The 20,605-nt window shown below is 68.2% G+C and carries 18 protein-coding genes; 6 read left to right on the top strand and 12 right to left on the bottom strand.

Annotation, left to right across the window (positions count from 1 at the left end; all coding sequences use genetic code 11):
• Position 1: 1 nt before the first annotated feature.
• Complete coding sequence (locus IHQ52_RS10140) at positions 2–1,585, top strand: dolichyl-phosphate-mannose--protein mannosyltransferase (protein ID WP_006437093.1); 1,584 nt, start codon at positions 2–4, stop codon at positions 1,583–1,585.
• 6 nt (positions 1,586–1,591) lie between these two features.
• Here the strand turns inward: IHQ52_RS10140 and IHQ52_RS10135 are convergent, their stop codons facing one another.
• The 7 genes from IHQ52_RS10135 to IHQ52_RS10105 are packed head-to-tail and all read right to left on the bottom strand — an operon-like array spanning position 1,592 to position 8,637.
• Positions 1,592–3,385, bottom strand: a complete 1,794-nt coding sequence (locus tag IHQ52_RS10135) for a BCCT family transporter (RefSeq protein WP_006437094.1) — start codon at positions 3,383–3,385, stop codon at positions 1,592–1,594.
• Between the two features lie 31 nt (positions 3,386–3,416).
• Positions 3,417–3,794 (bottom strand): GntR family transcriptional regulator, encoded by a 378-nt coding sequence (locus tag IHQ52_RS10130; protein ID WP_006437095.1) that lies wholly within the window; start codon positions 3,792–3,794, stop codon positions 3,417–3,419.
• A 10-nt stretch (positions 3,795–3,804) separates the two neighbouring features.
• Positions 3,805–5,058, bottom strand: a complete 1,254-nt coding sequence (arcA, locus tag IHQ52_RS10125) for an arginine deiminase (protein ID WP_006437096.1) — start codon at positions 5,056–5,058, stop codon at positions 3,805–3,807.
• The gene (locus IHQ52_RS10120) at positions 5,048–6,259 is read right to left on the bottom strand and encodes an MFS transporter (RefSeq protein WP_006437097.1); all 1,212 of its coding nucleotides are present in this window, start codon (positions 6,257–6,259) and stop codon (positions 5,048–5,050) included. The genes arcA and IHQ52_RS10120 overlap by 11 nt, the downstream gene beginning before the upstream one ends.
• Positions 6,256–7,263: a patatin-like phospholipase family protein gene (locus tag IHQ52_RS10115; RefSeq protein WP_006437098.1), complete on the bottom strand. Its 1,008-nt coding sequence runs from the start codon at positions 7,261–7,263 to the stop codon at positions 6,256–6,258. The genes IHQ52_RS10120 and IHQ52_RS10115 overlap by 4 nt, the downstream gene beginning before the upstream one ends.
• Before the next feature lie 37 nt (positions 7,264–7,300).
• Entirely contained in the window at positions 7,301–7,747 is a 447-nt protein-coding gene (gene soxR / locus IHQ52_RS10110; protein ID WP_006437099.1) for a redox-sensitive transcriptional activator SoxR, read from the bottom strand.
• Between the two features lie 26 nt (positions 7,748–7,773).
• Positions 7,774–8,637, bottom strand: a complete 864-nt coding sequence (locus tag IHQ52_RS10105) for a universal stress protein (protein WP_006437100.1) — start codon at positions 8,635–8,637, stop codon at positions 7,774–7,776.
• 163 nt (positions 8,638–8,800) lie between these two features.
• On the opposite strand from IHQ52_RS10105, the gene IHQ52_RS10100 reads away from it, so the two are divergent.
• Complete coding sequence (locus IHQ52_RS10100) at positions 8,801–9,133, top strand: hypothetical protein (protein WP_006437101.1); 333 nt, start codon at positions 8,801–8,803, stop codon at positions 9,131–9,133.
• 51 nt (positions 9,134–9,184) lie between these two features.
• A complete protein-coding gene (locus tag IHQ52_RS10095) occupies positions 9,185–10,645 on the top strand; it encodes a serine/threonine-protein kinase (RefSeq protein ID WP_006437102.1) in 1,461 nt (486 codons plus the stop codon).
• Positions 10,646–10,658: 13 nt separating this feature from the next.
• Here the strand turns inward: IHQ52_RS10095 and IHQ52_RS10090 are convergent, their stop codons facing one another.
• The 5 genes from IHQ52_RS10090 to IHQ52_RS10070 are packed head-to-tail and all read right to left on the bottom strand — an operon-like array spanning position 10,659 to position 17,130.
• On the bottom strand, positions 10,659–11,471 hold the full coding sequence (locus IHQ52_RS10090) for a protein kinase domain-containing protein (protein ID WP_006437103.1): 813 nt from the start codon (positions 11,469–11,471) through the stop codon (positions 10,659–10,661).
• A 1-nt stretch (position 11,472) separates the two neighbouring features.
• Positions 11,473–13,626 carry a cation:proton antiporter gene (locus tag IHQ52_RS10085; RefSeq protein ID WP_006437104.1) on the bottom strand — a complete coding sequence of 718 codons (2,154 nt, stop codon included), beginning with the start codon at positions 13,624–13,626 and terminating at the stop codon, positions 11,473–11,475.
• A 17-nt stretch (positions 13,627–13,643) separates the two neighbouring features.
• Positions 13,644–15,074, bottom strand: a complete 1,431-nt coding sequence (locus IHQ52_RS10080; RefSeq protein WP_006437105.1) for an FHA domain-containing protein — start codon at positions 15,072–15,074, stop codon at positions 13,644–13,646.
• A complete protein-coding gene (locus IHQ52_RS10075) occupies positions 15,071–15,520 on the bottom strand; it encodes a hypothetical protein (protein WP_006437106.1) in 450 nt (149 codons plus the stop codon). Before IHQ52_RS10075 ends, IHQ52_RS10080 begins: the two co-directional genes overlap by 4 nt.
• Entirely contained in the window at positions 15,520–17,130 is a 1,611-nt protein-coding gene (locus IHQ52_RS10070) for an FAD/NAD(P)-binding protein (protein ID WP_006437107.1), read from the bottom strand. Before IHQ52_RS10070 ends, IHQ52_RS10075 begins: the two co-directional genes overlap by 1 nt.
• 246 nt (positions 17,131–17,376) lie before the next feature.
• On the opposite strand from IHQ52_RS10070, the gene IHQ52_RS10065 reads away from it, so the two are divergent.
• Genes IHQ52_RS10065 through IHQ52_RS10055 form a run of 3 tightly spaced genes read left to right on the top strand, consistent with a single transcriptional unit; the run spans position 17,377 to position 20,452 of the window.
• Positions 17,377–18,411, top strand: coding sequence for an AurF N-oxygenase family protein (locus IHQ52_RS10065; RefSeq protein ID WP_006437108.1), 1,035 nt, complete (start codon positions 17,377–17,379; stop codon positions 18,409–18,411).
• A 51-nt stretch (positions 18,412–18,462) separates the two neighbouring features.
• Positions 18,463–20,037 carry a 4Fe-4S binding protein gene (locus tag IHQ52_RS10060; RefSeq protein ID WP_006437109.1) on the top strand — a complete coding sequence of 525 codons (1,575 nt, stop codon included), beginning with the start codon at positions 18,463–18,465 and terminating at the stop codon, positions 20,035–20,037.
• Positions 19,979–20,452, top strand: coding sequence for a hypothetical protein (locus IHQ52_RS10055; protein ID WP_006437110.1), 474 nt, complete (start codon positions 19,979–19,981; stop codon positions 20,450–20,452). The genes IHQ52_RS10060 and IHQ52_RS10055 overlap by 59 nt, the downstream gene beginning before the upstream one ends.
• Positions 20,453–20,605: the final 153 nt, after the last annotated feature.

Genomic DNA, 20,605 nt, shown 5'->3' with positions numbered 1-20,605 from the left:
GGTGACCATGACCGCCGCGCGTGACACCGCCGTGCCCGTCGGTGTCCCGGTCCCCGCGGCGGTCCCGCCTCGTCGTCTGGGACCGGAGGTCCCGGCGGCGCTGTTCGGTGCCCCGGACCGTGGTCGCGGCCTGGTGGTGGGTGTCGTCATCGCTCTCATCGCCGCCCTCACCCGCTTCTGGAACCTGAGTCACCCCACCGACAAGGGCACGCCGGTCTTCGACGAGAAGCACTACGTGCCGCAGGGATGGCAGGTCCTCACCGGCGGCAACTCGATCGAGGACAATCCGGCATACGGGCTCGTGGTGCATCCTCCGGTCGGCAAGTGGATGCTCGCCGCCTCCGAGGCCGCCTTCGGGTACGGTCCGCTCGGCTGGCGGGTCGCGCCGGCGATCTCCGGTGTCCTCATCGTCGTCCTCGTCTACTGCGCGGTGCGCCGGCTCACGCGGTCGACTCTGGTCGGTGCCGTCGCCGGCGTGTTCGCGATCTGTGACGGGGTGCTGTTCGTGCAGTCCCGGATGGGGATGCTCGACATCTTCCAGACCCTGTTCATCGTCGCCGCCTTCGCCGCGCTCCTCGCCGACCGCGACCAGGTCCGCGAGCGGATGTACCGCGTCTACCTCGAGGGCCGGATGGACGACAGCCGGTTCGGTCCACGGCTCGGATTCCGCTGGTACCGCTTCACCGCCGGGGTGATGCTCGGACTCAGCTGCGGAACCAAGTGGTCGGGCGTCTACTACGTCATCTTCTTCACCGTCCTCGCGATCGGCTTCGACGTCGCGGCGCGGCGCGCGTACCACGTGCGGCGACCGTGGGTCGGCACGATCGTCCGTGACGTCGTGCCCGCCGGCGCGAGCCTCGCGGTGATGCCGGTCGTCATCTACTTCCTGACCTACATCCCGTGGTTCAACAGCGAGACCGCGGTCTACCGCTATTCCGAGGGCAATGCGATCGGCACCGGCGGCACCTTCGCCTGGGTGCCGGGGGCGTGGCGGTCGCTCTGGTACTACGAGGCCGGGATTCTCCAGTTCCATGCGGGACTGACCAACTCCGCGGGCAATCACCATCCATGGGAATCAAAGCCGTGGACCTGGCCGATGAGCCTGCGCCCCATGCTCTACGCACTCGAGAACGGCCCCGATCAGTGCGGCGGGGGCGAGTGCGTCCGCGCCCAGATGCTGATCGGACCGCCCGCCCTGTGGTGGCTCGCACTGCCCATGTTGCTGTGGGGTCTGTGGTCGTGGGTCGTCCGCCGCGACTGGCGCTACGCGGCGGTGCTCGTCGGCTACGGTGCGGGCATCCTGCCGTGGTTCCTGTCCCTCGACCGCCAGATGTACTTCTTCTACGCGACCGCCCTGGCCCCGTTCCTCGTCATGGGCCTCGCCTTGTGTTGCGGCGATCTGTTGCGCTCGACGGCGACCACGGCCCGCGCCCGACCCGAGCGCCGGGTGCTGTCGATCATCGTGGTCGCCGTCTACGTGGCACTCGTGGTCACCAACTTCGTGTGGCTGTGGCCGATCCTCACCGCCTCCCCGATCTCGCCGGGACTCTGGCGGCAGCAGATCTGGCTGCCGAGCTGGGGCTGAGCGCGACTACTTCTGGGGCTCGACGCCCTGCTCGGTGTCGGCGTGGTGCGCCTCGCCCAGCGGGTGGGCGACACCCGTACCGACCTGCTCGACGTAGCCCGGATCGATCTTCTCCAGGTGCTTGACGGCGTCGGCGTCGATCGACTCGAGTTCACCGGTGGCGATCGCCACGGCCTGTTCGTGGACGTGCTGATCGACCTGAGCCGACAAGACGTGACGAGACACGATCAGCGGGTCGCGCCGGAGGTCGAGGTAGAGCGACAGGCACATGCCGATCATCACCACGACGAACGGCAAGGCGGCGATGATGGCCATCGTCTTGATGCCGTCGAGTGCGTCGTCACCGCTGATCGCGAGGAGCAACGCCGCCACGACACCGGTGAGCACGCCCCAGAACACCGTCAGCGCGCGCGAGGGATGTTCGACGCCACGCTGGGACAGGGTGCCCATCACGAGCGAGGCCGAGTCGGCTCCGGAGACGAAGAAGATCCCGACGAGCACCATCACCAGTGCCGAGGCGACACCGGTCCACGGCAGGTGAGCCAGTACGTCGAAGAGGGTGTCCTCGCTCGCCGCCGTGGCCGGGTCGAAGTCGAGGACACCGTCGGTCTGCTGCCGGATCGCGGTGCCGCCGAACACGCAGAACCAGACCAGCGACACGGTCGTGGGCACCACCGTGACGCCGATCACGAACTCACGGATCGTCCGGCCCCGGCTGATCTTGGCCAGGAACATGCCGACGAACGGCGTCCACGACACCCACCATGCCCAGTAGAAGATGGTCCAGTCGGCCAGCCACTGCCGGCCCGCGTCGGAGGTCACCGTGGCGTCCGAACGGCCCGCGAAGGTGGTGAGGTCGGTGGCGTAGGCGCCCAGGGTCGTCGGCAGCAGATTGAGGATGAAGATCGTGGGTCCGACGACGAACACGAAGGCCGCGAGCACCACGGCGAGCACCATGTTGATGTTCGACAGCCACTGGATGCCGCGCGCGATACCCGACACCGCGGAGGCCACGAACGCTGCGGTGAGGATCGCGATGACCGCGACCAGCAGGAGCTTGGTCGGTTCGTTGACCCAGCCGACCTTGTCCAGACCGGAACCGATCTGCAAGGCGCCCAAGCCCAATGAGGCGACGGTGCCGAACAGGGTCGCGAAGATGGCCAGGATGTCGATGAGCTTGCCCGCGGGACCGTGCGAGACGCGTGGGCCGAGGAGACGCGTGAACACCGCGCTCATCAGCTGCGTCCGGCCGAGCCGGAAGGTGCTGTAGGCGAGGGCGAGTCCGACGACGGCGTACATCGCCCACGGATGGAAGCCCCAGTGGAACATGGTCGTCGCCATTGCCGTCCGGACATCGCCGGCATCGATCTCCGGTGGCGGACTTGCGAAGTGGTACAGCGGTTCGTAGGCACCGAAGAACATCAGGCCGATTCCCATTCCGGCGCTGAACATCATCGCGATCCAGCTGATGGTACGGAACTGAGGTTTCTCCCCGGTGAGCCCCAACGGGATTCGTCCGTACTTGGAAACCGCCAGATACACCGCGAAGATCACGAATCCGGTTGCGGAGAGGATGAACAGCCAGCCGAGGTTGGTGGTGATCCAGCTCAGGATCTCACCGGTGGTCGAGTTCAGACTGTCCTTGTCCCCGATGCCCCACACGACGAACGCGATGACGAGTGCAGCCGTGATCGAGAAGACCACCGGATCGATCCGTGGGCTCCCGGGCCGACTCCCCCGATCACGCCGGCGCTGGCCATCTCGCGCGCGACGAGTCGTCGCTGTCTGTTCACTTGTCATTACCCCACCAAAGCAACGTCGGCGCGTCTGTTCAAGTCGCGCGCAACGCCCGCTGGACCATCGAGACGATCGTGTCGTCGTCGAGTCCCAGCTCACGGGCGGTCCCGACGTACGTCGACGCGGCCGCGAAACCGGCGTCCTGCGCGTCGTGGCGCCCCGCCTTGACGAAGGAACCCGAGCGTCCGCGCGTCTCGATCACGCCGGCCGCCTCGAGTTCGCGATATGTCTTGGCCACGGTGTTGGGGGCGAGGTCCAGGTGCGCGGCGAGGGCCCGGACGGTCGGCAGGCGCTCACCGGTGAGCAGCGTGCCGTCGGCGATCAGCTCGACGATACGCAGCCGCACCTGCTCGAACGGTGGCCGGTCCGATGCCGGGTCGACGGTCAGATGGGCCAGCAGCGATGTGGTCATTGTCGTCCCCTCACAACAGATCACGCGCCAACGGGCACGACATGCACCGGGGCCCACCGCGACCCGAGCCGAGTTCGCGGCCTTCGATCTCGATCACCTCGATCCCCGAATCACGCAGGCGGCGATTGGTTTCCACGTTCCGGTTGTAGGACACGACGACTCCCGGGGACAACGCGAGCGTGTTGTTGCCGTCATCCCACTGCTCGCGCTCGGCGGTCACCGGGTCGAGACCGGTGTCGATGACGCGGAGTTTGCCGATCCCCATGGCCTCGGCCGCCGCCTCGACGAAAGGCCGTTCCCCCGTCACGTGAACGGCGTCGGTGGCCGCGTCGTGGGACAGGGTGAACGCCGACATGTGGTCGCGGATGTTGGGGTACATCACCACCGCATCGGTGTCGACCATGGTGCAGACGGTGTCGAGATGCATGAACGCCCGCGCCTGCTGGATGGGCACGGCGAGCACGGTGTGGGCGAGATGGTCGTCGAAGAGGCTGCGCGCCAGCGCTTCCGCCCCGGCCGGCGTGGTGCGCTCGCCGACCCCGACGGCGACGACACCCGGCGCGAGGAGCAACACGTCGCCGCCCTCGACCGGCGCGACCTGCGACTCGTAGGCGCGTCGGGCACCGGTGAAACGGGGGTGATGGGCGTAGATCAGATCGGTCAGAGACGTCTCTCGCGCTCGCGCGGGCAGCGCGAGGGAGGTGATCGCGAAGCGCGACCCGATCCAGAACGAACTGTCGCGGGTGAACAGCAGGTTCGGCAGCGGCTCGATGGCGAACTCGGGGCCGTGATGCATCCGGCGGACCAGCGACGACCGTTCCGCCGACGGCGTGATCGGCAGTTCGTCGAACGTCATTCCGGCCATCAGCACGTCGGCCAGTTCCGCGGGCGCGAGTCCCCGCAGGTGCCTCGCGAGATCCTCGGCGAGATGAGATCCCAGACGTCGCGCACTGACCGCGGCCGCGATTCCCTGGATGCGGGCGGCCCCGCTGTGTGCGATCGTCTCGGTCAGCAGGTCGCCGAGCAGGTAGACGTCGACACCGCGATCGCGCAGCACCTCGGCGAAGGCGTCGTGTTCCTCCTGCGCACGGTCGACCCAGGGCAGGCCGTCGAACAAGAGTTGATCGCTGTTGCGCGGGGTGAGGCGCCGCAGTTCGTCACCGGGGCGGTGCAGCATCACCGCGCGCAGGGTGCCGACCTCCGAGTTCGCCCCCAGAGCGTAATCCCACTCGCCCGCGGTGTCCTGCTGCCCCTCACGCGTCATCGCTCAACCGTAACGCCGGACCCTGACCGACGACCGCAGGCGCGGTCTCCCGGGCGAACAGCCACGCGACCAGGGCGATCGCCGCGACCACACCGGTCAGCACGAACGCGGGGCCGAAGCCGACCCGATCCGCCACGAATCCGACGATGACCGGCCCGGTCACCGCACCGAGGTCCGAGGACATGCCGTACGCCGCGAGCGCCGATCCGCCCTGCTGACGATTGCCGAGGACGTCGGCGAGGGCCGCCTGATGAGTCGGCGCGAACAGACCGGAACCGACACCGGCGAGCACCGACAGTGCGAGCGCGATGGGGACGTTGGGCGAGAATCCCAGTGCGATGGTGGCGACGACGGTGATCGTCAGACCCGGCAGCATGATCGGCCGACGGCCGAACCGATCGGACAGGCGACCGGCGATGAGGATCGCGAGGACGTTGCCCGCGGCATAGATCGCCAGCACGATCCCGGCCATACCGGCGCCTGCACCGAGCCCCTCGGTGATGAACAACGGAACCACCGCGACCCGCACACCCATCGACGCCCAGCCCTGCGTGAAGTTCGACGCGAGGATGGCCCGGTAGGCACTGTCGCGCAAGGCCGTCCGGAAGCCGATGAGTCCGGCCGTCGGGCCCTCGGCCTGGTCGGGGGCGATCACCTCGCGCAGCTGGGTGGCCACGACCGCGGACGCGACCAGAAGCGCGACCGCGTACACGACGAACGGCACGCGCAGGCCGAAACCCACCAGGGCCGCGCCGATCAGCGGTCCGGTGATGCTGCCGATCAGGAAACCCGCGGAGAAGAAGCCCGACACCCGCCCGCGAATGTCGCTGGGCGCCATCCGGATCAGCAGGGCCATCGCGGAGATGCTGAACATCGTCGATCCGATGCCGCCCAGGCCGCGGAACACCAGCAACTGCCAATATGTCTGCGCGAAGGCACAAGCCAGTGTGCTCGCGGCGACGATGAGGAGTCCGGTCAGATAGATGCGCCGTTCGCCGAACACCGACACGAGTCGTCCGCCCGTCGGCGCGAACAGCAGCCGCATGACGGCGAAGGCCGACACCACCGCGGTGGCCGCGGTGAACGAGACGTTGAAGGCGCGAGCGAAACTCGGGAGGGCGGGCGCGATGAACCCGTAGCCGAGTGCGATGACGACGTTGGCCGACAGCAGCACCCAGATGCCGCGAGGGATCTGCCTCATGGCATCTCGGGCAGGTCGTCGAGGGCCTTGGCGGTGAGTTCACGGCCGATGTCGATCATCTCGGCGGCCTTGTGGAAGTCCAGGGTCCGCACCGCACGACGGGGCACCCGGATCAGGACGTCGGGCGGATAACCGGCCACCTGATAGCGGGTCAACGCCTCCTGCATGATGTCGAGCGACCGGCTGAGCACCTCGACGCGACCCATCCGGCCGGGCTCGCCGGCGGCGTCCGGTGACAGTGCGCCGGTGTCGACCACGACAGCTCCCTCCTCGTCGGAGGTGGCAGCGGGGGCGATCTCGTCGGCCCCCTCGGTCCCCGCCACGTCACCGGCCTCCGAACCGAAGCGGTCACGGACCGAGCGCACGAACTCGTTGTCGAGGATCGGCGCGACGTTGCGTCGGAGCAGGCCTTTCGTTTTGGACTGCCGGCTGGCACCCGTCTCGGGCCCGCCGTCGGAGCCGATGATCACGCCGATCGTCACATCGCTGGGGACGCCCGAGGTCGGTGCGACGGGCACCGGGTCGAGGATGCCGCCGTCGGCGAGGAGCCGTCCCTTGTGCTCATGCGGGCTGATCACGCCGGGGATCGCGATCGATGCACGCAGGGCGTCGGCGAGATTGCCGCGCTGGAACCACACGGCGCGACCCGCGAACAGGTCGGTCGCGATGGCGGTGAACGGGATCGGCAGATCCTCGATCACGGTGTCGCCGAGGATCTCCCGCACACGGGTGAGAATGCGTTCGGCTCCGATGACGCCGGGTTTGGTGAGTGAGACGTCGAGCAGCCGTACCACGTCGAGCTGCGACAGTCCCGAGATCCAGTCGACGTAGTCGTCGAGTTTGCCCGCACAGTACAGGCCCCCGACCAGCGCGCCCATGGACGATCCGGCGACCGTGACGATCTCGAAGCCACGTGCCTCGAGTTCGGCGATCACCCCGATGTGCGCGTATCCGCGAGCGCCGCCACTTCCCAGAGCAAGCGCCACGCGCGACGGTCGAGCCATGCCGCAACCCTACCGCCGACGGTTTCTCGACTCCCGTTCACTCGGTCATGAGACGACGCGGTCCCGGACCGAGTTTGTTCAGTTCGTCTCCCGGGTTGAGCAGGTGACATTCCCCGAGTGACAAGCATCCGCACCCGACGCAGGAGCCGATCATGTCGCGCATGTTCTCCAGCAGGGAGATGCGATGGTTGATGTCGTCCATCCAGCGTTTCGACGCCGCCTCCCACATCGACTTCGACGGGGACTCGTGGTCACCGAGTTCGGCGAGCACCTCCCCGATCACCGACAACGGGATGCCGGCGACCTGTGAGGCACGGATGAACGCCACCCGCCGCAGCATCGCCCGGTGGTAGCGCCGCTGATTGCCGGCCGTCCGCCGGCTGAAGATCAGTCCCTGTTCCTCATAGAACCGGACCGCCGACGGCGCGATACCCGCGCGCTGCGCGAGCTCCCCGACCGAGAGCTCGAGTCTCTTCAGCGTCATGGGTCGATAGTAGGCAGCTCACCTGGTCAGCCGCGCACCACCAGCACGGGGCACTCGGCCTGGTGCATCACCTTCTGGCTGGTCGAGCCGAGCATCAGTCCGCGGAATCCGCCGCGTCCCCGGCTGCCGACGACGATGAGCTGGGCGTCGGTACCGGCCGCGTCCAGCAGCGCCTTCGCCGGCTCCTCCGGCAGCACGTGCCGCTCCACGCGGACGTCCGGGTAGTCCTGGGCGTATCCGGCCAGTCGCTCCGCGAGCACCTCGACCGCGTCCTGGGTCATCCGCTGGACCTCCTCGGGCCCGATCCCGTAGCCGTGCAGGGCGTCGGCGTCCAGCGGCGTCCAGGTGTGGACGGCCACCAGCGGCGCGTTGCGCAGCGACGCCTGCCGGAACGCCTCGGCGACCGCGACATCGCTGATCGGCGATCCGTCCACACCGACCACGACCGGCCCGGTGTCCGATCCCCCGGCGGCGACGATGGCCACCCGGCCGTGGGCGTGGGCCGCGACGCTGATGCTCACCGAACCGAGGAACAGTCCCTTCACGCTGCCGAGCCGGCGCGTGCCGACCACGATCATCGCAGCGTCCTTGCCCAACTCGAGCAGCACGCGGGCAGCGTCACCGTCGACGATCGAGGTCGCGACGCTGACGTTCGGCGCAACCTCTTTGGCGACGGCGGCGGCGGCATGCACTGCGTCCGACGCGTCTTGACGGATGGCGTCGATGACGTCCTGCGGAATGATCAGTCCGGGAGCGTAGTCGCTGGTGCTCGCGTCATAGGCACCGACGATCTTGAGATCGAGCCGCTCCGCCGCCGCGGCCTTCGCCGCCCACCGCACCGCGCCTTCGGCCGCCTCGGAACCGTCCACACCGACGAGTATCGCGTTCATGTCCCTCGCTCATCTCCTCTGGTCACGACCCCGGCCGGGGCCGGTCGTCAAACTCCGGCCGGGGGCCGGTCCTCACTTCATCCTGCTCCCGCGGACCGCGGGCAGCAATGAGCACTAAGTCCTTCTCACCGGGTATCGAGCGGCGTGTAGCGTGGGAGTCATCATGACCTCCCCGACGCCGAACTCCCCGACACCGAAGAACGGCAACAACGACTTTCGCGCGATCGTGATCCACATCGCCATCACCGTCGCGTTCGGTCTCGGTCTCCTCATCGTCGCACACGCCTCGTCGCAGTCTCTCCAGAACGCACTCTTCGTCGTCGCGCCGGTCGTGGTCCTGATCGGTGCGATCGCCATGCTGGTGCGGACGTACCGGGTCTGGAAAGCCGGTGGCCGATGGCAACTGTGGCAGGGCGGGTCCTGGTTCCTGCTGGTGTTCTTCATCGTGATGCTGTTCAATTCGGCACCCGTGCTGTTCGAGTCGAACACCGAATAGCGCCGGCCCCGGCCGGTACAATTCGAGCTCTCAGACCACCGGGAGCCAAGCGTGTCCTTCGATGCCAGTCACGGCGATTCGCCCGCGCGAGGCTCGGTTGTTCCCGGCTCGGTGGTCGCCGGTCACCGCATCGAACGGGTGCTCCACGAATCCGCGGTGAGCACGACCTGTCGCGCGGTCCCGGTGCAGTCGGGTCCCCCTTCCTCCGGCCCACCCGGACCCGAACCCGTAGTCCTCACCGTGGTCGACCCGGCGCGTTCGGCAGATCCACATTTTCGTGACTGGTTCGCACGTTCCAATGAATTGGCTTCCGGCGCCAGACATCCCGCGATCGCCCGAATCGCCGGCCACGGACTGACCGACGGCCGGCTGTGGGTCGCCACGGCGCCGATACCCGCCACCGACGCCGCCGAACTGATCCGACGCCATCCCGACGGCATCGACATCGACCTGGCGGTGCGCATCATCGGTGCCGTCGGAGACGCCCTCGACGCCGCACATCGCCGCGGGCTGGTCCACGGCGGCCTCACGACCGCCGACATCCTGATCTCGGCCCGCCCGGATTCGGCTTCGTCGGAGATCACCGCCTCCGACATCGCCGGCCCCGGTGCCGTCACCCTGCGCGGTTTCGGCCTGACGCCACCCGCCCACGATGAGGACACCCCGCACCCGGAAACCGATGTCGCCGCAGTCGGCCGAATTCTCGTCGAGCTGCTCACCGGCACCACTTCGGTTGCCAGACACCGTATTACGGGAGCGGTATCCCCCGCTTTCCACTCGGCGCTCGCCCGCGCTCTCGATCCGCAGCCCGATCACCGCTATCGGACCTGCGCGGAGTTCGTCCGGGCCGCCGACCTCGCCCTCCACCTGACTCACACGGACGGGGAGCCACCGACCGAGGTGATCAGCTCACCGCCGCGGGCCTTCCAGCCGGCGTGGAATCCCGATCGGCCGACCGAACTCGTCGCCGGCCACCATCCGACACGTCAGAACAGACCCGACACGCCACCGCGACGCCCGACACTCACGCCACTGGTGGTGGCGCTCGTGGTGGTCGCGATCTGCGTGGGCACGGTGATCGTCCTCGGCGCCCGCAACGCGCCACCACCGTGGCCGCCGGCGGTCGCGCCGATCGCCGACGCCTTTCCGCGACTGCTGCCCGATTCTCCCGACCAGCAGGGCTGGCGGGATGCGGCCTGCGAGGCCGTGTTCCGCGACGGCCTCGACGCCATCACGTGCTCCGACGCCGAGCAGGTGACCTACGTCGTCTGGCACACGGCCACACCCATCGCACGGGACACCGTCACCGCACCGCTCGAGGGGTTTCCGGGTGACGAGATCCAGTGGCGGGACGGTCCCGCGTCGTCGAGCCGGGACAGTCTCGCCGACGGCTGGGTCGTCACCAATTTCGTCGCGCCGGCGCGTGAGCCGTACACGGTGATCACCACATGGCCCGGTCATTCGGGACGTCAGATCCTCGACGCCTGGTGGCGCACCGCACCACTCGGCTGAGCGACAGTCCGCCTCACCGACCCCGGAGCGCGTCGACCCGCTCGGCGACCTGCAGCGCGGTCGACGGCCGGCTTCCGGCCAGGGCAAGACAATTGGCGATCAGCGTGCGCTCGTCCCGATTCAGGTTCTCCGACAGTGCGGGTGGCGTCGACAGTGCAGCTCGGATCGCCAGCAACGGCTGGGTGTCGGGCACCTGGCCGTACACCCCCTCGTCGGTGAGCGCTCGATGCAGACAGGCGCCGAGTGACCAGATGTCCGTCGCGCGGGACGGCACATCGCCCGCCAGGAGCGCCGGGTCCATGTACTGCACCGCACCCGGCTGAGCGAAGCTGGTGATCGGTTCGTCCGCCGCGAGAACCCGGGCGAGCCCGAGATCGGATATCTTCCCGCCGGTCTCGGTCACCATGATGCTCGACGGCGTGATGTTCGCGTGGGCGATGCCGGCTTCGTGCAGGGCGTCGACGCCTCGCGCCGCGTCGGCGACCGCGGCGAGCCGCTCGTCCCGGCTCAGGGGGCGCGCGGGTGTGCCGAGTGATCCGAGCGGGAAGTATTCCATCGCATACATGAACTGGCCCTGGAGAACTGCGTCGTACAGACCGGCCAGGTAGGGCGAGGCGACCGCGGCGAACGCACGCAGTTCGCGCACGCCGCGGCGGTAGGCGTCGTCGCTGCACACACCGCTGAAGACCTTGACCACCACGCGATCGGTCGACAGGCCCAGCCGTGCGGGGGGTACGGCGAGATAGAACGTTCCGTTGCCGCCGACTCCCAGCTTCTGGAGCACGGTGAAATCCGCCAGCTGTTGCGGGATCTCGACAGTGGCCATGTCAGTGCCTCTCTTTCGCGGCAGATCCGGCGTCGGTGGTCTGCGTGGTGTCGGTGGTTTGCGTGGTGTCGGTGGCGTTCGTGGTGGAATCGGCGGATGCCGGAGCCTCGGCGTACAGCGTGGCCATCCGGTCCCCCAGGGCTTCTTCGCTCGTCTCGGTGTTGTCGACGACGGTCACCGGGGTGTCCGAGCCACGCCCGCGGGCGTCGTCGTCGGCGGCGGAGACCGTGAAGGCGCCGTCCTCACCGCGGTGACGCTTCGGTTCGACGAGGGAGACCCGGACCCCGCGGTCGACGACGGGTCTCAGGTCGGCGAGCCACCGGCGACGGGAGCCCGCGGAGACGATCGTGAGAGATCGCGACCCGAACAATGCCAGACCCGCCCCCACCACGGCGGCGGTGCGACCGCTGCGGTTGTCGGCGACCACGCAGGTGATGACGCTGCGGCCGGGTCCCACACCCGCCGAGGCGTTCTCGTCGACGATCGCCACCGGCGCCGCCCGCAGCATCTCACCGAGCTCGCGATCGGCGGCGTCGATGACGATCACGTCGGCGTTGGCGTTTCGGGTCATCGCGTCGAGGTCGGTGGCCGGGTCGGCGCTGAACCGGCACAGAACCGACACCGACCCAGCGCCGGTCAGCGAGGCACCGAGCAGGTTCAGTTTCTCGACGACCGACGCCATGGCCGCGAAGTCGGGCACCACCGGCACACCGACCTCGAGGCGCTTCGCCGGGCTGTCCGTCGCGGTGAGCAGACCCGCCAGCACGACGTCGTAACCCGTTGTGCAATCGAGCAACCGGCGGTGCCGTGCACGCAGGTCGTCGACCGTGCCGCCGGGATCGCGCAGGACCACCAGCACCCGCGGTGCGGTCGCGGCGGCCAGCGCTCGACGCTCGGCCGCGGCGATGTCGTTCGCCACCACCACGTCCGGATACACCAGGCGGAGCAGCGGTTCGGTCAGCACCGTGGTCACCAGCGCCATCACCACGAGCATCGCGAAGAGGTCGTCGCTGAGGACGCCGAGGTCGCGTCCCGCCGAGAGGATCACGAGTTCGGTGAGACCCCGGGTGTTCATGAGTACGGCGATCGCCGCGCTCTGCCGCGTGGGTATCGCGCTGGCCCGCGCACCCGCGTAGGCGCCGAGGAACTTGCCGGCGATCGCGACGACCAGCACGAGACCCAACTGCCAGAGCCCCGACAGCCCGATGCCCGCGAGGTCCACGCTCAGGCCGGTGACGACGAAGAACATCGGCAGCAACAGCAGCACGCTGACCTGTTCGAGCCGTTCCAGGATCTCCCGGTGCAACTGCTCGGCACCGACTTTCGGCATCACCGCGCCGAACATGAACGCACCGAAGATCTGGTGGATGCCGATGACGTCGGTGACCGCCGAGGACAGGAACACCCCGATGAGGATGACCGCCAGGATGTCCGGGCTGAGACGTCCCGCCGAGTCCCGCCACTCGACCAGCTTGGCCAGCAGTGGGCGCACGATGCCGAACATGACCGCCGCGTACACCAGGGTCATCCCGACGATCTTGGCCACCTCCAGCGGATCACCGCCCTCGATGATCGCGATGATGAACGCGAGCAGGGTCCACGCGAGGATGTCGTCGACCGCAGCAGCGGCCAGACTGAAGACCCCGGGGACGGTCCGCATCATCCCGCGGTCGGCGAGGATGCGGGCGAGCACCGGGAAGGCGGTGATCGACATCGCGACGCCCATGAACAGGACCATGCCGAGCCGTTCGATCTCGACTCCGCCGACGGTGTCGTGCGACGGGTACAGCAGAAGTCCCAGCGCCGCACCGAGTCCGAACGGCAGCACGATCGAGCACGCCGAGATGCTCGCCGCCGCACGCTCACGACCTCGCGTCAGTCGCATGTCGAGTTCGAGGCCGACGATGAACATGAACAGCACGAGACCGATCTGCGCGAGCCCACCCAGGAGCGGACGCACCTCTTCGGGGAACAACCACTCGTCGGGGTTTCCCGGCAGGAGACCCAACAGACTCGGCCCCAACGCGATTCCGGCCGCGATCTCACCGACGACGGCCGGCTGGCGCACCGCACGGGCGATCATCCCACCGACGCGGGCGACCGCGATGATGACCGCGACATCCAGGAGAAGGAACGCGACCGTGTGCTTGTCCATGTCAGGTCCTGGCCGTCTCAGATTCGGGCATGGTGCGACTCGAAGATGAAGTGGCGTCCTCCGATACGCACATGCGACCCCGGAACCAGTACATGGGGACGATGCGGGAGCAGGCGCACCTCCCGGTTCCCGCTGCTCGGGTCGGCGACGAACGTGCCGTTCGCCGAACCGAGGTCGACGAGCTGGACAGTCCACTCGACCAGCCGGATCTCGACGTGGCGGCGCGACAGCTGTCCGGTCTCGTCCTGGACGCGAATCGGTTTCGGGCTCCCGGCCCGTCCACCGCCGGATGATCCGGGTTCGCGGCCGATGACCAGGTCCTCGTCGAGCAGGAAGGTGAAGCCGTTGTCGAGTAGGAGCCAGCCGAGCGGCGGGCGCTCACCTTCGACGAGGAAGGTCGTCAGCTGATCCATCCGGATGCCGCAGACCCCGCACAGCCACGACTGCGGGTGGTTGAGATGGCCTCGGGAGCATCGGATTCCGTGCACCTTGGCCCGCGAGGCCTCGATCTTCACGACCTCGGTCGCGGGCCGCTGATGCTCTTCCTTCGGCAACGGGGCCCGCGGTTCGAGATGTTCGGCGAACGGGTCGGGCTGGGCGAACGGCGACTGCTGGACCGCGGGCGCGGCCGGCATCGGCTCCGTGGGGAGTGGCTCACCGGCCCCCGGCTGCCCCACCGGGGTCCCGCCCAGCGGGGTCGAGGTGAACGGCAGGGGCTCCGCCACCGGCGCGGCATGCGCCGGTGGCGACAGTTCGTCGACATCCGGTCGCATCCGCTCGGTCGTCCCCATCTGGTCCGGTTCCTGTTCGGGCTGAGGCTCCGGCTCGGGCTGTGGTTCGGGCTCGGGCTGCGGTGCCGGCTCGGGCTGCGGTTCGGGCTCGGGCTGCGGCGCAGCCGCCTCGGGAGCCGGGATCCGCGACGAGGCGGGAAGCGGATGGAATTCGGTGCCGCGCAAACCCAGCGGCGTGTGCAGCAGAGCCCCGGAGGCGGGGACGACGCCGTCGACGAGGTCGAATCGTTCCTCGCCGACCTCGGCCGGGACGGTCCCCTCCAGGTACAGGCCGAGCCCCTCGAAGGGCCACGGGACGGCCTTGTCGTAGGTCTCGCCGGGAGCGGGCTCGATCCGTTTGCCGTCGGTCTCCCCGTAGACCCTGCCCGACAGGAAGATCGCGATCCCGACGTTGTCGGGTGCGGCGAAGGCGATGTCGATCTGCTCGTCGGCGGTCAGTACGAGTTGCGCGAGCGCGCGGACGAGATGACGGCCGCGCCGGGGCGCGGAATCCGGTACCGAAACCGCTGATTCGATGTCGAGGAGGTCGGTGATGAACGCGGCCGGCACCGTGTCCGCGATCAGACAGAGGAATGCGGGTTTGCGGATCACGATCCCGGCACCGGGGATCAGCGTCACCGTGGGGGTCACGCTCGGGATGTCGCCCGGAATGGTCACAGGAACCGTCCTCCTTGGAATCGCCAGTGCGGGAAGATCACTCGTAGCGGACCGTTGACCGCGACCCACACCAGCAGCCAGGTGGTGACGAACTGGACCGCGAACACGAACGGCGACGGCCGGAGCTCCTCGGGCAGCAGCCCGGTCACGTCGATGACCAGCCACACCACGATGCCCTCGTTGATCGCGGTGAGCAGCCCGAACAGGGTGGGCCAGTCCTTCTCCCAGCGGAACTGCTGCAGGAAGTGGTAGATGAACTCCCAGGCGACACCGAGCACGATGACCGTGAACAACACCGTGAAGGCGACGCGGTAGACGTCGAGGATCGTGGGATCACCCGAGGAGATCAGCCACAGGAACGGCACCAGGACGATGGTCCACAACCCGCCGAGGATGCCGAGCACCAGCACGCGGGTCTGGATCCGTCCCCACAGGGTGGGCAGCATCAGTCGACTCCCTTGTTGTTCATCCACCGCCACCACTGGGCGGTCGACCGCCACGGGGTGAGGCGCTTGCAGAATCCCTGCCGGGCGAGATCGTCGACGATCTCGAGCGCGGCGATCTGCAGACCGAGGAACGTGTCGACACCCGGGAAGTACCCGCCGAGGGTGGCACTGCCCGATGCGTACAGCTTCCCGTCGCCGTTGCGGGTGCCCTTCAGCTCGAAGTCGCGTTCGACGTCCATCCGGCCGACCGGGTTGATCCCTGCGCCCGTGTGGTCGAGAAGGTCTCGCAGCAACCGGTGTTCGCGCACGTCGGCCTCGAGCCCGGTGCAGTCGATGACGTAGTCGGCGTACAGCTCGACGGTGCCGTCCGGCCGGTGTTCCTGTCGGATCGGGGCGTGCGGGTCGACGCGCACGGTCGTCACCACACCCTGGCCGCCCGGTCCCGGCACCAGGCTCTCGGCCTTGCCGACCGCCACCCGGTACCACCCTTCCCGGCGTCCGCGCGCGAGCTGTTCCTGCCAGTCGTCGCGGACCGGGGTGTTGGTGCCACCCATCTGTTTGTAGGCCTCGGCGCGTTCGTGTCCCTCGAGTTTGCGCATGCGCGCCTTGAGCTGTCCACCCCACACCGACTTCGGATAGTTGAAGCCCTGGTAGGCCCACCCGTCTCTGCCCTTGCGCCGCATGAAGATGTGCGGTCCGTGGGGTTTGTCGTAGTAAGTGCGGAACAGATGCACGATCTGCGTCTGGAGGCCGAGCGCATCACGGTCGTCGATCAGGCGTTGCAGTACACGGGATGCGACGATCCCGGCGCCGCGGATGACGACGGTGCCCGGTTTGCGCTGCAGCGACTGGTAGACGTGTTCGTGCGATTCGTAGGCGTTGACGACCTTACTGGCGTCGCGATAGGTCTCGCGGAACGCCTGCAGGTCCGGCAGCAGCTTGATTCCCGGATAGCCGATCGCCACATGCACCCAGCGGCTGCGGAAGGCGACCCGCTTGGTCGGCGAACTCCCTTGCGGCGGTGTGAGGATCGTGAAGTAGCCGCCGCCCGCGCGGCGTCGGATCATGCGAACCTGCCCGCGATGCAGCGACTTCAGATAGCCGATGCGCCGGCACTCCTTCTCCATCGACTCGAACGCCTGCCCCGCCCTCGGGGTGTAGAAGTTCGCGAAGACGGGCTCCACCAGCACATTCCACAGCGGCTTGATCTTCTTGTCGGCCCACGCCTCGCGGACCGCATACGACGGGAACCCCCAGATGTTGTCGGGTGTCGACGCCGAATCCGACCGCAGCCGCTCGCCCCGCGGGATCTGCGACACCCGGGTGAGGTACTCGTAGCTGCGCCACGGCACGTCCTGCGGCCCGAGGACCGCGATCTGGTCGAGCGGAACGCCACAGATCCGCAGATAGTCGACGGTCACGAAGGAACCGATCCCCGAACCCACGGTGACGAACGGGACGTCGACGACCGGGATGCCCGCCGCCTGCACCATGGCGTCGGTCCACACATCGGTCTCGACGAGTTCGGGTGTGAGGTCCCCGAGGCCGCCGGGTCCCGGCCGTGGAGCGCGCGGCGGCGGACCGGGCGCGTACGGGACACGACGGGACATCGCTTTCCTCCGATGAGGTCGGGTGGCACGGATTGTGCGGTAACTCTAACGTGCGAAGCGGTCCGCAACGGCGTGAAACCAGCCGAACGAATTACGTCCGTCTCAGCTGGTCAGCGGGCAAACCGGACCGGGTCGGACCACGGAACGTGACATTGAGTGTTGACAAATAGCGGAGCGTCGAAATACGTTCGACTCATCCGCTGTGGCCATCCGCACATGGCCCGGCCCACCTCGAAGGACGCGACGATGACCAAAGCATTGACGAATCCGCACACCACCGGCGACGCCCCCTCGCGCTACGTTCCCGAACCCGATAAAACGGGCTCCGAGCACGACTACGGCCAGGTGCTCGACGACCTGTCCGCGGCCTCGGTGCACCGCAACTTCGACCCCTACGTCGACATCGACTGGGATGCGCCGCACATGGCGATCACCGCGGACGACCCGCGCTGGATCCTCTCCTACGAGGTCGACCCGATCGGTCGTCACCCCTGGTACCAGCAGCTGCCGGAGAGCAAGCAGATCGAGATCGGCATGTGGCGTCAGGCCAACGTCGCCAAGGTCGGCCTGCAGTTCGAGTCGGTGCTCATCCGTGGCCTGATGCAGTACAGCTTCTCCCTCCCCAACGGCGCACGCGAGTTCCGGTACACCACGCACGAATCCAAGGAGGAGTGCAATCACACCCTGATGTTCCAGGAGTTCGTGAACCGCGTGGGCATGGACGTTCCCGGCGCGAAGATCGGGTACCGGCTGATCTCGCCGCTCGTCCCGCTCGTGTCGACGGTCTTCCCGGTCGTGTTCTTCTTCGGCGTACTCGGCGGCGAGGAACCGATCGACCACATCCAGAAGGACTTCCTGCGGACCCGCGTCCGCCTGCACCCGACGATGGCCGCGGTGATGCAGCTGCACGTCGCCGAAGAGGCGCGCCACATCTCGTTCGCGCACCACTTCATCCGCGAGCAGGTCCCGCAGCGCAACCGCTTCCAGCGTTTCCTGCTGTCACTCATGCTGCCGCTGGCGATGCGCATCCTGTGCGGTGCAATCGTGGTGCCGCCGCGTTCCTTCGCCCGGGAGTTCGACGTCCCCCGTGAGGTCATGAAAGACATCTTCTGGCGGTCCGAGGAGTCGAAGCGCTTCCTGCGCAACGTTTTCGGAGACGTCCGGATGCTCGCCGACCAGAGCGGACTGATGAACCCGGTGTCGCGCCTGCTCTGGCGCGCACTCGGAATCAGCGGTCGCCCTTCGCGTTTCCGCAGCGAGCCGACCTACACGGCAGCCTGACCCTCACCGGCCTGATCCGCCCTCCTCCACACAGGTAGCGAACCGACCCTCATGCCTCACGTCGTCACCCAGGCGTGCTGCGGCGACGCGTCGTGCGTCTACGCATGCCCCGTCAACTGCATCCACCCCACCCCGGAAGAACCCGACTTCGGCATCGCCGAGATGCTCTACATCGACCCGGCGACCTGCGTCGACTGCGGGGCATGCGTCAGCGCCTGCCCGGTCGGTGCCATCGTGCCCGGCCATCGCCTGCCCGACGGCCAGGAACGGTTCGCCGAGGTCAACGCTCTGCAATACCGCGACACCGTCGACGGTGCGGCGCGTTTCCCCGTGGACCCCGCACGACGACTCCCTCTCGCCCCGATCGACCGTCCGCGGCAGCTCGCGGTCGAGCGCCGGGTGTCGATCGGCATCGTCGGCTCCGGACCGTCGGCGATGTACGCCGCCGACGAGCTGCTGCGCCATCCCCAGGTCTCGGTGACGATGTACGAACGCCTCGACCGGCCGTTCGGTCTCGCCCGCTTCGGTGTCGCCCCGGACCACCTGCACACCCGCAAGGTGATGCGCCTGTTCGACGACATCGCGCGCAACCCGAATCTGGAGATCCTGCTCGACACCGAGGTGGGACGCGACATCACGCTCGACGACCTCCGGGCACGTCACTCGGGCGTCATCTGGGCCGTCGGCGCCCCCACCGACAAGACGCTGGACCTGCCGGGGATCGAGCAGGCCGGCGTCACCAGCGCCACGTCGTTCGTCGGCTGGTACAACGGCCATCCGGACTTCACCGACCTCGACGTCGACCTGTCCACCGACCGGGTGGTGGTCATCGGCAACGGCAACGTCGCACTCGACGTCGCACGCATCCTCGTCGCCGACCCCGCCGCACTCGCCGACACGCCCATCTCGCCGGGCGCACTGGCCGCCCTGCGGCGGTCGTCGGTGCGCGAGGTCGTCGTTCTGGGACGGCGCGGACCCGTCCACGCCGCATTCACGTTGCCCGAGCTGATCGGGTTGGTGGATTCCGGTGTCGCGGTGACGGTCGATCCCGCCGATCTCGAGTCGCCTCCGGTGGACGGCGAACTCGACGCGACCACCCGCGCCAAACTCGACATCCTGGCCGAATGCGCCGCTGCCGGTGAACCCGAGGGGCGTCGGATCAGGCTGGCGTTCTTCGGTTCTCCGCTCGAGGTGCGCGGGCAGGACGGACGCGCGAACGGTGTCGTCGTGGGCCGCAACCGGGTGATCGTCGACGACGCGGGCGCGACCGTGATCGAACCCACCGGTGAAAGCGTCACTCTCGAGGCCGGACTCGTGCTGACCTCGGTCGGTTACCGCGGCGTCCCCGTACCGGGCCTGCCCTTCGACGAAGCAAAGGGCGTCATCCCGCATCGCGCCGGCCGGGTGTTCGACGGCGACGAACAGGTACCGGGCACGTACGTGACCGGCTGGATCAAGCGTGGACCGTCGGGCTTCATCGGCACCAACAAGACCGACTCGGCGGAGACCGTGTCCTCGCTGCTCGCAGATCTCGAAGAGGACGCGCTCTCGGATAGATTGATCGACCATGGGGCCCGCGTACCAGCGCACCACCGTGCGCGCCGATCTGTCCGCTCTTCCGGCTGACCTCGCGGCGGCGCTGCGTGACCATGCCGAGTCGCGGCAGCTGACCATCACCGATGACCTGCCCGCGTGGATCACCCGGAGCATCAATCCGCCGTCCACGTCGCTGACCGGCAAGCTTTTCGGGCGGCGCGCCAACCCTGCCGATCCCGACTCTGAGCACCAGACACTCGTCGCACTGCACCCGACGCACCTGCTGGTCGTCGTCTCCGGGGCGAATCGCGGGATCTCGGCGCTGTCGGTGCCGCTCGCCGTCGCGTCGGTCGAGACACCGGAGTCGGCGGACGGGTTCGCGGTGACCGGGTTCGCCGGTCAGGACGGCCGCCCGGGCAGTTATCACCTCGGCGTCGGCGAGCCACACGGCGCGGAGTGCCTTGAAGCGGTGCGTGCGGCGATCGTGGCCGCGAAGAACCGGTGACCGGTCGTTCTCTGCGGTGTCGGTTTCGTCCGATTGAGTGAGACACCCTGAAGCTGGACTCCAGACCTGGGATCGCGGCGAGAGAAGCCCGTATGACGTTGTGCGCGCGCCAGATAGCTGCTGTAGCTGCACACGATTCCGAACGAGGTGTCG

This window comes from Gordonia amicalis (assembly GCF_022059885.1).
Lineage (GTDB): Bacteria > Actinomycetota > Actinomycetes > Mycobacteriales > Mycobacteriaceae > Gordonia > Gordonia amicalis.
Note: the sequence above shows the minus strand (reverse complement) of the source record. Positions and strands in the feature narration are given on the sequence as shown.

Coding starts and splice junctions, on each gene's coding strand:
- IHQ52_RS10105 (WP_006437100.1), bottom strand. CDS start 8,637: ATGAACGCGATACTCGTCGGTGTGGACGGTTCCGAGGCGGCCGAAGGC.
- IHQ52_RS10115 (WP_006437098.1), bottom strand. CDS start 7,263: ATGGCTCGACCGTCGCGCGTGGCGCTTGCTCTGGGAAGTGGCGGCGCT.
- arcA (WP_006437096.1), bottom strand. CDS start 5,058: ATGACGCGTGAGGGGCAGCAGGACACCGCGGGCGAGTGGGATTACGCT.
- IHQ52_RS10120 (WP_006437097.1), bottom strand. CDS start 6,259: ATGAGGCAGATCCCTCGCGGCATCTGGGTGCTGCTGTCGGCCAACGTC.
- IHQ52_RS10100 (WP_006437101.1), top strand. CDS start 8,801: ATGACCTCCCCGACGCCGAACTCCCCGACACCGAAGAACGGCAACAAC.
- IHQ52_RS10135 (WP_006437094.1), bottom strand. CDS start 3,385: ATGACAAGTGAACAGACAGCGACGACTCGTCGCGCGCGAGATGGCCAG.
- IHQ52_RS10090 (WP_006437103.1), bottom strand. CDS start 11,471: ATGGCCACTGTCGAGATCCCGCAACAGCTGGCGGATTTCACCGTGCTC.
- IHQ52_RS10065 (WP_006437108.1), top strand. CDS start 17,377: ATGACCAAAGCATTGACGAATCCGCACACCACCGGCGACGCCCCCTCG.
- IHQ52_RS10085 (WP_006437104.1), bottom strand. CDS start 13,626: ATGGACAAGCACACGGTCGCGTTCCTTCTCCTGGATGTCGCGGTCATC.
- IHQ52_RS10060 (WP_006437109.1), top strand. CDS start 18,463: ATGCCTCACGTCGTCACCCAGGCGTGCTGCGGCGACGCGTCGTGCGTC.
- IHQ52_RS10075 (WP_006437106.1), bottom strand. CDS start 15,520: ATGCTGCCCACCCTGTGGGGACGGATCCAGACCCGCGTGCTGGTGCTC.
- IHQ52_RS10070 (WP_006437107.1), bottom strand. CDS start 17,130: ATGTCCCGTCGTGTCCCGTACGCGCCCGGTCCGCCGCCGCGCGCTCCA.
- IHQ52_RS10055 (WP_006437110.1), top strand. CDS start 19,979: ATGGGGCCCGCGTACCAGCGCACCACCGTGCGCGCCGATCTGTCCGCT.
- IHQ52_RS10130 (WP_006437095.1), bottom strand. CDS start 3,794: ATGACCACATCGCTGCTGGCCCATCTGACCGTCGACCCGGCATCGGAC.
- soxR (WP_006437099.1), bottom strand. CDS start 7,747: ATGACGCTGAAGAGACTCGAGCTCTCGGTCGGGGAGCTCGCGCAGCGC.